This window comes from Saccharopolyspora sp. NPDC002686 (assembly GCF_040295745.1).
In the GTDB taxonomy this organism is placed as follows: domain Bacteria; phylum Actinomycetota; class Actinomycetes; order Mycobacteriales; family Pseudonocardiaceae; genus Saccharopolyspora; species Saccharopolyspora oryzae.
Map to the genome: position 1 here is coordinate 38,225 of NZ_JBEOVY010000008.1, position 10,496 is coordinate 48,720.

Here is a 10,496-nt window from a genome sequence, read left to right on the forward strand (position 1 = left end):
CGTTGGAAAGTGCGTTGCAAGTGACTTGCGCGGTGGCGCGGGCAGTGCCCCGCGATCGCCTTCCCGGCCCGGGGTAGTCCTCGAGCGAAGGCCTGCGAGTGCACGCAGCGGAGCAAGCTGAGTCCCACCCCGCGCGCGGCTTCCGCCGCCGCTGAAAGACCTGGTGGGACGCGATTCGAGCGAGGAGGACGCGGTGTCCGAAGACAAGACCGAGAACCGGCTGAAGGGCACGTTGGGACCGGCCGAGCGGGCCGAGAACTGGCGGCGGTTGGGCGCCGACGAGTTCGACGTGGTGGTGATCGGTGGCGGGGTGACCGGTGCCGGCGCCGCGCTGGACGCCGCGACCCGCGGCCTCAAGGTCGCGCTGGTCGAGGCCCGCGACCTCGCCGCCGGCACGTCGAGCCGTTCCAGCAAGCTGTTCCACGGTGGCCTGCGCTACCTGGAGCAGCTGGAGTTCTCGCTGGTCCGCGAGGCCCTCCGGGAGCGCGAGCTGATGCTCACCCGGATCGCGCCGCACCTGGTGAAGCCGGTGCCGTTCCTGTACCCGCTGACCAAGCGGTTCGTGGAGCGCCCCTACACCGCGGCCGGTCTGTTCCTCTACGACACCATGGGCGGCGCCCGCTCGGTCCCGGGCCAGAAGCACCTCTCCCGCGCCGGTGCGCTCCGGATGGTGCCCGCGTTGAAGCGCAGCGCGCTGATCGGCGGCATCCGCTACTACGACGCGCAGGCCGACGACGCCCGCCACACCATGACGGTCGCCCGCACCGCGGCCCGCTACGGCGCGGTGGTCATGACCTCCACGCAGGTCAACGGGTTCATCCGGGAAGCCGACCGGATCGCCGGTGTGCGGGTCCGCGACGTCGAGACCGGTGCCGAGACCGAGGTCCGCGCGCAGGCCGTGATCAACGCGACCGGCGTCTGGACCGACGAGCTGCAGCACCTGTCGGGCGGCCGCGGCCGATTCCGGGTGCGCGCCAGCAAGGGCGTGCACATCGTCGTCCCGCGCGACCGCATCGTCGCCGAGTCCGGGATCATCCTGCAGACCGAGAAGTCGGTGCTGTTCGTCATCCCGTGGGGCAACCACTGGATCGTCGGCACCACCGACACCGACTGGAACCTCGACCTGGCGCACCCGGCCGCGACGAAGGCCGACATCGACTACATCCTCGAGCACGTCAACACGGTGCTGGCGACCCCGCTGAAGCACGAGGACATCGAGGGCGTCTACGCGGGTCTGCGCCCGCTGCTGGCCGGGGAGAGCGAGGAGACCTCGAAGCTGTCCCGCGAGCACGCGGTGGCGCGGGTCGCCCCGGGGCTGGTTGCGATCGCCGGCGGCAAGTACACGACGTACCGGGTGATGGCCGCCGACGCGGTCGACGCCGTGTCCCCGGACATCGCCGGCCGGATGGCCCCCTCGTGCACCGACCAGGTCCCGCTGCTCGGCGCCGACGGCTACCACGCGCTGATCAACCAGGCCGACCAGCTCGCCGCCGAGCACGGCGTGCACCCGTACCGGATCCGGCACCTGCTGGACCGCTACGGCTCGGAGATCCACGACGTGCTGGCGCTGGCCGCCGACCGCCCGGAGCTGCTCAAGCCGATCCCGGCCGCGCCGAACTACTTGCAGGCCGAGGCGGTTTACGCGTGCACCGCGGAGGGTGCCCTGCACCTGGAGGACGTGCTCACCCGGCGCACCCGCATCTCGATCGAGTACCCGCACCGCGGTGTCGACTGCGCCGAGCCGGTGGCCCGCCTGATGGCCGACGTCCTCGGCTGGGACGAGGAGCAGGTGGCGCGCGAGGTCGAGGTCTACACGCAGCGCGTCGAGGCGGAACGCGACTCGCAGACCCAGCCCGACGACCAGGCGGCGGACGCGAAGCGGTCGGCGGCCCCGGAGGCCCGCAAGCGCATCGAAGAACCGCTGGTCTGACCCTCCTCCACCGCTCCTGACCCCGGCGTCGATGTGCCGCTCCCCGGCGCATCGGCGCCGGATCGCGTTGCGGGCCAACGCAAATTCAATGGAAATCGGACCTCCGATTTCCATTGAATTTGCGCCCGGAACGGAGCACCCACCGGACACGGCCCGGAGCACCTGGCGGTTCGGGACCTGACCCGGTGTCCTGCGGTGGGTCGTCGGGTCGTGGTTCCGGGGTTCGGTGCGGGTGGTACTGAACCACAGTTTCAATTGAAACTGCGGAACCCAGGCACGGCGGATCGCAGTTTCAATTGAAACTGCGGTTCGCGGCGGGCTCAGCGGTCGGTGGTCGCTTCGGTGAGGAGTTCTTCGAGGTGGGCCGTCAGGCGGCGGGCGTCGACCGGGGCGATCGTGCTCCAGACGTCGCCGGACGGGGATTCCCGTCGCAGCTGGGCGTAGCGGCCGTGGGTCGTGTCGAAGAAGCCGACGACCCGATCTGCTCGGACCCGGCGGCCGAAGCGGTCTCGGGCCGCTGCGCCGAACTGGCCGCGAGCGCCCACGCCGGAAACCATGCCCGTCAGGGCTTCCGCGTCGTCCGGGCGGAGGCCTCGGCGTTGCAGAGCACTGGTCAGCTGCTCGACGTTGTTGCCGGCTTCTTCCGCCGCGGCGTCCAAGTCGCTGCTGCGCAGCGAGACCGAGCGCCCGGGACCTGGTGGCAGCGCGGGCAGAACCGAGATCGCTTCGCGCGGCAAGCCGCTCGCCGACGCCGAGCGGAAGGTCAGCTGATCTCCGTCCTTGACGACCAGGACCGCTTCGTCACCCTTCGCCGCGGCGAGCACCCGCACGCTGCGGTCCAGCCAGAGCCGCCCGTCGACCTCGCGGTCCGGGTGGGCCAGCAGGCGCAGCATCCGCTCCAGGTCCGCGTCGACGTCGGTCGGCCGCCCGAGACCGCGCCCGTGCAGCGAGCGCCACGCCGAGTCGACGAGCTCGGCGCGTTCGGTGTGGGTGCGGCCGGGGGACGGGACTTTGAGCACCAGCGGCATGGTTTCGAGCTCGAGGTGCTCGACGAGCACGTCGAACTCCAGCGCCGACAGGACCAGCTGCCGGGCGGTCGCGGGGAACGTCATTGTCCGGGTTCGCCGCCGATCACCGGTCGCGACGGCGACTCCGCCAGGTCGAAGAACCCGCCGCGGTTGCCGACCTTCTCCGTGACCTTCTGGTCCACGGTTTCGTCGCGCTGCTCACGCTTTCCGCGTCCACCACCGCCGGAACGCTCGTTGCCGGTCGGCCGCCCCGCGCCGGCGGACCGGCCTTCACCGCCCCGCGTCGAGGTGGTGCCGGACCTGGTGGTGATCGGCTGGCCGGTGCGCTGCGTCGCGCTCGTCGATCCGCGCGGTGCGGGCACGTTCGCCGGACCCCAGCTGATGGTCACGTTCTGCTGACCGGCGGAGACGTTGGAGCCTCCGCTCGGCGGGACGTCCACGACGACCTGCGGCGGCGGGGTGAACGAGGCCAGCGACGTCGTGTTGGTCTGCGTCGACGCCTCGTACGTGCGCATCACGTCGAACGCGCGCTGCTCGGCCGCGTGCTGCTTGGCCTCCTGGACCTCGTAGTCGGTCTGCCCGCCGAAGAGGTGCGTCAGCAGGGTTTCCGCGCCGCTCGGTTCCTCCGCGCTGACCTGCACCGGCGGCGGCATGTCGCGGCGGGCTTTGGCGATGAACTCCGCCTGCTCCTCGGCCCGCTCGCGCATCACGCTCGTGGCCTCCTGGGCCAGCGCGGCCCAGTTGCCCAGCGGCCGCAGCCCGTCGTGGGCGCTGTCGGCGGCGGCTCCGCTCCACCCGGCCATCGCCGAGGTCAGCACGGAAGCCAGCCCGGCGTCGATGTCGCCGAGCGCGCGGGTCAGCTCGCTCCAGCGCCGGACGCTGCTGGTCGAGCCGTCGGCTCCCGGGCCTTCGTTGATCTGCGCGTACAGCTCGGGGTGTCGGTACCCCTGCCACCGGTGGTCGCTCATCGCTGGTCAGCAGCCTCCGATGCCCATCGCGGTCTCGCCGTCGATGGTCGAGTACTGGCGGTTGGCGCGCTCCAAGGACTCGGCGGCGGCCTGCAGCTGGTCGCGGTAACCGCACAACGCGGTCAGCGCGTCGTCGCCGCCGCCGAGGGAGCGCTTGTTGAACTCCTCGGCGGCGTCGGCGCTGACCGGGTCGCCGGCCCACGGCCGGATGCGCAGTTCGGTGATGGCGTGCTCGATCTGCAGGCCCACCGCGTCCAGCGATTCCTGCAGCGCGTTGACCAGCCGGGGGATGGCGGCGGGCTCGACCTGCATCGAGCCGCCGGACACTCCCGGCAGGGCTTCGGTCGAGCTGTCGCCCCACGGAGCAGTTAGCGGCACGTTTTCCCCTCCCACAGGTAAGGGCCCTGATCGCGGGTGCAGGCCCTCGTGCTCGAACGCGCGGTTGTGCGGGGCCGCGCGCCGGGGCAGGTGTTGTGCGGGCACCTGGCCGGTGAGCGGAACGCCCGAGCGCTCAAGCTACTAAACGTCCAGCGGACACTGTAGTCACCAATCGTCACGCTGGGGAGTGCTCCATAAGCGGTGAGTATCACTCTTTGCATTGGGCAACTGATCGCACTGCGTGATCAACGCGGCTGGGTGGTCTGCCTGGTCTGCGTGGGTTCCGAGGTCTCCGGCGAGGACAGGGTGACCACCGCGTCCTCCGCGACCCGCTGGGCTCCGGCGCACAGCTGGTCCACCGGTGACGGCGGTTGCCCGCCGTCGTCGCGGTACAGGACGTCGAGGTGCTGGCCCTCGGCGACGTCCACCGCCACGTTGCAGGACAGGTCGAGCCCGGGCGTCTTGATGACCAGCGCCGGGAATCCGCCGACGACCACCTGGGTGGCCTCCACCTGCGCGGTGTCGTCGGTCCACACGCTCATGCCCTCGGTGGTGATCAGCGCCAGCCGGGCGCCCACCTTGGCGGTGGTGTTGCGGTAGCTGCAGGTCGCCGCGTTGCCGAAACCCGCCTCGGAGTCGGGCATCGGGTCGCGGTCGAAGCCGAGCTGGTTGCGCTGGGCGGTGGTGAGCAGCGTGCACGCCGCGACGCCGTCGAGCCCGAGCTCGTAGGGCCGTGGTGGCGGTGGGGGCTGGGTGCTCGTCGTGGGCAGCGGCATCGGTGGTGGGGCCGCGGTGTCCGCGGTCGGTTGCGACTGCCAGAGGCTGCACCCGGTGAGGGCGAGCGTGCTGGCGGCGAGCAGCGCGCTCAACCGCCGAGCCCCGGTGATCCGCGAGCTGTGCATGCCATCACCGTAACGAAGCGTGGTCGGAGGCGGCGCGGTCCTGGTAGATGAACCGAGTGATCTTCAGCGGCGCCAGGTGAACCAGAGGACGGCGATCAGCGGGATCAGCACGATCAGGGCGGCCTGCCGGGCGACGACGAGCAGCAGCACGGCCAGCACCGCCACGCCGACCGCGAGCGCGACCTTCATCCCCACCGGGCGGGGCTCGGGCGTCTGGGGCACGCGGATCGGCCGGGGATCGGGCAGATCTTCGAACAGCGCCTCGATCTCGGAGCTGAACCGGGCCGCGGCGACCTGGCGGCAGCGCTCGTCGTACTCGGCGACGTCGAGGCGTCCGACGGCGAAGTGCTCGCCGAGCAGCCGCATCGCGCCTTCGCGCTCGGGGTCGCCGATGCGGAGGTCCTTGCCCCGCCGTCCCTTCTCCACGCCCCCATCCTACGGTCGGCGGACCCCCGTTCGAGCCGGGTGAGCGGAGGGTTCCGGCACTGTTCCGCGAAACGTCGGAGGGCCCCGCCGACCGGTGTCGACGGGGCCCTCCGAGCGGAGCGGATCAGGCGTTGACGAGCTCGGTCTCGTCGGCGGCCTTGCTCTCGACCAGCGGGGTGCTCGGCTTGGCCAGCACCTCGTCGTCGAGCAGGCCCTCGCTGCGGGCGACCACGGTCGGCACCACGATCTGGCCAGCGACGTTGGTGGCGGTGCGCATCATGTCCATGATCGGGTCCACCGCGTAGGCGATGGCGATGCCGGTGGCGACCACCTCGGGCGGGAAGCCCAGCGCGGCGGTGGTCAGCGTCAGCATGGTGAACCAGCCGGTGACGCCTGCGGTGGCGATCGAGCCGAACACCGCGACCGCGACGATCGTCAGGTACTGCACCGGGCCGAGGCTGATGCCGAAGAGGTTCGCGATGAAGATCGAACCGACCGCCGGGTAGATCGCGGCGCAGCCGTCCATCTTGGTGGTCGTGGCCAGCGGCACCGCGAAGTTCGCGTAGGACGCCGGAACGCCCAGGTCCTCGGTGGTCTGCCGGGTCAGCGGCAGGCTCGCGCTGGAGGAGCGGGAGACGAACGCGAACTGCAGCACGTTCCAGGACTTGGCGAAGAAGCGCACCGGGCTGACCTTGGCGACCAGGCCCAGCAGCAGCGGGTAGACCACGAACAGCACCAGCGCGCAGGCCACGTAGGTGGAGCCGATCAGCTTCAGCAGCGGCGCGAAGAACTCGTTGCCGTAGCTGGCCACGGCGTTGCCGATCAGGCCGAGGGTGCCGATCGGGGCGAGCTTGATGATCCAGCCGAGCACTCGCTGGATGACCTCGAAGGCGGCCTTGTTGAACTCGACGAACGGCGCGGCCTTCTCGCCGAGGCTGTAGGTGGCGGCGCCGATGATCAGCGCGATGAACACGACCTGCAGCGTCTCGCCCTCGGAGAAGGCGCTGATCAGGTTGCTGGGCACCAGACCGTTGATCAGGTCCAGCCAGGAGCCGTGGGTCTTCTCGCCGATGGACTGCAGCTTCTCCGGGTCGGGTTCGATGACCAGGCCCTTGCCGGGCTGGAACACCGAGCCGACGGCCAGGCCGATCACCACCGCGATCAGCGAGGTGATGGCGAACCACAGCGCGGTCTTGCCGCCCAGGCGCGCCGCGGTCCGGCCGCCGCCGAGACCGCGCAGGCTGTTGATGCCCACCACGATCGCGGTGAAGATCAGCGGCAGCACGGTGAAGGTGAGCAGCTTGGTGAAGGTCGTGCCGATGGTGTCCAGCGTCGTGGTGAGCCACTCGGCGCCGGTCTGCTTGGCGATGTAGCCGAGCAGAGCGCCGAGCACCAGCGACGCGACGACGGCCACGGCGAACAGCTTGGGGTTGAAGCGCAGGCGCGATCGCCCAGCGGAGGTGGACACAGGGGTCTCCCGGATTCGCGGAGTGGGGTTCGAAGGCAGTTCGGATTCGAGCGGCGCGCGCGAGACGAGGGCGCGCGGATCTCAGGAAGCGGCCGTGCCGCGCTCGATCACAGACAGACGGAGCTGGCCTGCCGTCGAAGATCGACGTGCAGGCGAGAAGTCAGATACAGCCGTCGGAGGGTGTCCATCGCGAACATTTGTAACCAGCCGCGCGGCGAAACCCATCCAGGGGTAACCGAATTGTGTTCGTATTCACTCGGGCGCCGGATGTCCGATCTCACTCCGCAGTCGGGGTGCTCCACAACGTCACGACGCTGACGCCGACCTCGGCGAGCAGCTTGCGGGTCAGCGGCAGGCTGATCCCGAGCACGCTCGACGGATCGCCGTCGACACCCTCGACGAACCAGCCGCCGAAGCCTTCGAGGGTGAACCCGCCCGCGACGTGCAGCGGCTCGCCGGTCGCGACGTAGGCCTCCAGCTCGGCCTCGCTGGGCTCCCCGAACCGCACGGTGGTGCCTAGGTGCCCGTTGGCGCGCGCGATGACCTCGCCGCCCTGGAGCCGGACGATCGCGTGCCCGGTCAGCAGTTCACCGCTGCTGCCCGCGTTCTGCGCCCAGCGCTTGGCGGCCGCCTCGGGCGTGCCGGGCTTGCCGACGATCTCGCCGTGCGCCATCAGCAGCATCGAGTCGCAGCCGACGACCACCGCGTCCGGCTCCTCGACGCCGATCTCGGCGGCGACCGCGTCGGCCTTGGCCTGCGCCAGCGCCGTGACCAGCTCGGTCGGTGAGGGGTCGCCCAGCGAAGCGGTCACCGCGTCCTCGTCGACGCCGGAAACCCGCACCAGCGGCTCGATGCCGGCGGAGCGCAGGACCGAGAGGCGGGCGGGGGACGCGGAAGCAAGCACGAAGCGCACGCCGCCGATGGTAGAGACCGCCCCGCACCGGTTCCGCTCCCGGCTCGAAGCGACGAACCGCCTTCGCCCCGCTCGGCCCATCGGCCAGTGCTGCTGCTGGCGGTTCCGCGCCGAAAAGCCCGTCCTGCAGCGGGATTCAGGTGCCAAGGATGCCCCGAAAGGTGGTGTCCGCTGCGGCGACGGTCTCTTTAAATGTCCTTCGCACGAATCGTCGCGGTCTGCGGTCGGTTCGGGCTCATCCCTTCCTCTGCTCCACCCGCCCTGCTCTTCGGGCGGGCGTTCGTCCCCGGCGGTGGACGCCGGGGCTCCAGCTCCCGCGCATCGCGGCCCGATCGGTCGTGCGCGGGTGATCCCTGCCCAGAAACGGATCGAGGGAGTCGACCATGAGTCGAGGCAGAACCACCCGGTTGTTGGGTGCAGCGGTGCTGGCGGCGGGCACGCTCGCCGCCCTGGCGGTGCCCTCCAGCGCCGCACCCGCGGAGCAACAGGTGTCCCCGGAACTGCTCGCCGCGATGCAGCGGGACTTCGGGCTGACCGAGCAGCAGGCGCACGACCGGCTGGCGCGGGAAGCGGAGGCGATCCGGCTGGACCAGGCCGTGCGCGGCAGCACGGGCGGGGCCTTCGCCGGTTCCTACTTCGACGCGGCGCGCGGCAAGCTCGTCGCGGCGGTGACCGACGGACGTGCGGCGGAAGCCGCGCGCGCCGCCGGCGCGGACGCCGTGGTGGTGCCCAACAGCGAGCGGGACCTCGACGCCACGAAGTCCACTTTGGACAGCATGGACGCGTCCGCGCCGCGGTCGGTCACGGGCTGGCGCGTGGACGTGCGGTCGAACTCCGTCGTGGTGTCGGTCGACCGCACGCAGCGCGACGCCGCCACCGAGGACTTCCTGGCCGAGGCGCGGAGCCTCGACGACTCGGTGCGGGTGGAAGAGGTCGCCGAAGCGCCGCGGCCGCTCTACGACCTCATCGGCGGGGACGCCTACTACATGGGTGGCGGGCGATGCTCGGTCGGCTTCCCGGTGCGGACCTCCTCCGGCGCTGCGGGCATGGTCACCGCCGGGCACTGCGGCCGTCCGGGGACCGCGGTCTCCGGCTACAACCAGGTTTCGATGGGCACCTTCCAGGGCTCGTCGTTCCCCGGTGACGACTACGCCTGGGTCTCGGCCAACTCCAACTGGACGCCGCGCGGGCTGGTGAACATGTACAACGGCTACGGCCGGGTGGTCTCCGGCGCGTCGGTGGCGCCGACCGGTTCGTCGATCTGCCGCTCGGGTTCGACCACCGGCTGGCACTGCGGAACCGTGCAGGCGATGAACCAGACCGTGCGCTACGCCGAGGGCACGGTCTACGGGCTGACCCAGACCAACGTCTGCGCGGAGCCGGGTGACTCGGGCGGCTCGTTCATCAGCGGCAACCAGGCCCAGGGCACGACCTCGGGCGGCTCCGGCAACTGCTCCAGCGGAGGTACGACCTACTTCCAGCCGGTCCAGGAAGCGCTCAACGCCTACGGCCTCAGCCTCGTCACGGGCTAGGCCTGGTAGGTGCACGTGAGCACTTTGGGGCGCTATGGCACCCCAAAGTGCTCACGAGTCCTGACCAGCGCGATTCGGGTGACACCTCTGGACGCCGGACCTGGGGTTCCGGTAGATCTGGCCTTCCGCCGCCGGAAGGGAACGATCATGGTCGGGAGAACTCCCGCCGTGGCCCTGGTGGCGGCGGCGTTCCTGCTCGCGTCGGCGCCTCCGGCGTCCGCGGCGGTCATGTGGGACGGCGATGCCTCGCACGGCACCGGCGTCTTCGCGCACATCGGTTCCGAATGCGCCGATCCGGGCAGCGTCACGGCGGTCGACGACCCGGAGCAGGGCGCGATCTGGCGCTACGACAAGCCCGCCGGGCTCCGGCGGTGCGAGAGCCGCGGCATCAGCGTCGACGGCCAGGAGTACGACTTCGAGAACGGCTCCACCTACTACCTGGGCTGGCGCAGCAAGCTGTCCAGCACCGTCGACAACAACGCCACCTTCCAGTGGAAGTCCTACGGCAGCCACGTCCAGAACTACCCGGTCGTCCTCAAAGTCATCGATGGCAAGCTGTCGCTGCTGCAACGCCAACCCGACGAGACCCGCATCATCTGGGAGCGCCCGATCGCAGCGGGCGAGTGGCACAGCATCGTCCTCGGCCTGCACCTGTCCGACGAGACCACCGGCGGCTGGGTGGAGTTCTGGTTCGACGGTGAGCAGCAGACGTTCACCGACGGATCCCACCGCTGGGCGTGCCGCACCTTCGACAGCGAGAACCACCCGAAGTGGGGCGTCTACGGCGCCGAGGGCGACGACGTGGTCAACGAGATCGACGCGTTGAAGATCGGCACCGAGTACGCCGACGTGGCACCGTGATCCGGCCGTGGGGGGGGGGGGGGGGGGCCGGCCCCCCGGGGGGAGGCGGGGCGGGGCGGGGGGGACCGGGGGCGGGGGGGCGGGGGCGGC

Annotated in this window: 11 protein-coding genes; 3 read left to right on the forward strand and 8 right to left on the reverse strand. The window is 70.9% G+C overall.

The window, feature by feature from the left end:
• The first annotated feature begins 193 nt into the window (after window positions 1-193).
• On the forward strand, window positions 194-1,930 hold the full coding sequence (gene glpD, locus ABTZ89_RS02315) for a glycerol-3-phosphate dehydrogenase (RefSeq protein ID WP_270948330.1): 1,737 nt from the start codon (window positions 194-196) through the stop codon (window positions 1,928-1,930).
• A 320-nt stretch (window positions 1,931-2,250) separates the two neighbouring features.
• On the opposite strand, the gene ABTZ89_RS02320 is transcribed toward glpD, so the two are convergent.
• The 8 genes from ABTZ89_RS02320 to ABTZ89_RS02355 form a co-directional block, all read right to left on the reverse strand.
• Entirely contained in the window at window positions 2,251-3,042 is a 792-nt protein-coding gene (locus tag ABTZ89_RS02320; RefSeq protein WP_351039118.1) for an ESX secretion-associated protein EspG, read from the reverse strand.
• Window positions 3,039-3,926 carry a PPE domain-containing protein gene (locus ABTZ89_RS02325; RefSeq protein WP_351039120.1) on the reverse strand — a complete coding sequence of 296 codons (888 nt, stop codon included), beginning with the start codon at window positions 3,924-3,926 and terminating at the stop codon, window positions 3,039-3,041. Before ABTZ89_RS02325 ends, ABTZ89_RS02320 begins: the two co-directional genes overlap by 4 nt.
• A 6-nt stretch (window positions 3,927-3,932) precedes the next feature.
• Window positions 3,933-4,304, reverse strand: a complete 372-nt coding sequence (locus ABTZ89_RS02330; RefSeq protein ID WP_270948327.1) for a hypothetical protein — start codon at window positions 4,302-4,304, stop codon at window positions 3,933-3,935.
• A gap of 245 nt (window positions 4,305-4,549) precedes the next feature.
• Window positions 4,550-5,206 (reverse strand): DUF3558 domain-containing protein, encoded by a 657-nt coding sequence (locus ABTZ89_RS02335; RefSeq protein ID WP_270948326.1) that lies wholly within the window; start codon window positions 5,204-5,206, stop codon window positions 4,550-4,552.
• 63 nt (window positions 5,207-5,269) lie between these two features.
• A complete protein-coding gene (locus ABTZ89_RS02340) occupies window positions 5,270-5,632 on the reverse strand; it encodes a DUF1707 SHOCT-like domain-containing protein (protein ID WP_351039125.1) in 363 nt (120 codons plus the stop codon).
• A 124-nt stretch (window positions 5,633-5,756) separates the two neighbouring features.
• Window positions 5,757-7,100 (reverse strand): dicarboxylate/amino acid:cation symporter, encoded by a 1,344-nt coding sequence (locus tag ABTZ89_RS02345; RefSeq protein ID WP_351039128.1) that lies wholly within the window; start codon window positions 7,098-7,100, stop codon window positions 5,757-5,759.
• A 107-nt stretch (window positions 7,101-7,207) separates the two neighbouring features.
• Window positions 7,208-7,297, reverse strand: coding sequence for a putative leader peptide (locus tag ABTZ89_RS02350; protein ID WP_351039131.1), 90 nt, complete (start codon window positions 7,295-7,297; stop codon window positions 7,208-7,210).
• An 80-nt stretch (window positions 7,298-7,377) separates the two neighbouring features.
• Window positions 7,378-8,013 carry a Maf family protein gene (locus ABTZ89_RS02355; RefSeq protein ID WP_351039134.1) on the reverse strand — a complete coding sequence of 212 codons (636 nt, stop codon included), beginning with the start codon at window positions 8,011-8,013 and terminating at the stop codon, window positions 7,378-7,380.
• 383 nt (window positions 8,014-8,396) lie between these two features.
• Between ABTZ89_RS02355 and ABTZ89_RS02360 the strand changes: the two genes are divergently transcribed.
• Together ABTZ89_RS02360 and ABTZ89_RS02365 are read left to right on the forward strand one after the other, a co-directional pair.
• On the forward strand, window positions 8,397-9,545 hold the full coding sequence (locus ABTZ89_RS02360) for a S1 family peptidase (protein ID WP_351039137.1): 1,149 nt from the start codon (window positions 8,397-8,399) through the stop codon (window positions 9,543-9,545).
• 147 nt (window positions 9,546-9,692) lie between these two features.
• Window positions 9,693-10,406, forward strand: coding sequence for a heparin lyase I family protein (locus ABTZ89_RS02365; RefSeq protein WP_270948321.1), 714 nt, complete (start codon window positions 9,693-9,695; stop codon window positions 10,404-10,406).
• Window positions 10,407-10,496: the final 90 nt, after the last annotated feature.

What these genes read in the sequence shown, in the direction of transcription:
- ABTZ89_RS02360 (WP_351039137.1), top strand. Translation starts at nt 8,397, where the DNA reads ATGAGTCGAGGCAGAACCACCCGGTTGTTGGGTGCAGCGGTGCTGGCG.
- ABTZ89_RS02365 (WP_270948321.1), top strand. Translation starts at nt 9,693, where the DNA reads ATGGTCGGGAGAACTCCCGCCGTGGCCCTGGTGGCGGCGGCGTTCCTG.
- ABTZ89_RS02325 (WP_351039120.1), bottom strand. Translation starts at nt 3,926, where the DNA reads ATGAGCGACCACCGGTGGCAGGGGTACCGACACCCCGAGCTGTACGCG.
- ABTZ89_RS02335 (WP_270948326.1), bottom strand. Translation starts at nt 5,206, where the DNA reads ATGCACAGCTCGCGGATCACCGGGGCTCGGCGGTTGAGCGCGCTGCTC.
- ABTZ89_RS02350 (WP_351039131.1), bottom strand. Translation starts at nt 7,297, where the DNA reads ATGTTCGCGATGGACACCCTCCGACGGCTGTATCTGACTTCTCGCCTG.
- ABTZ89_RS02320 (WP_351039118.1), bottom strand. Translation starts at nt 3,042, where the DNA reads ATGACGTTCCCCGCGACCGCCCGGCAGCTGGTCCTGTCGGCGCTGGAG.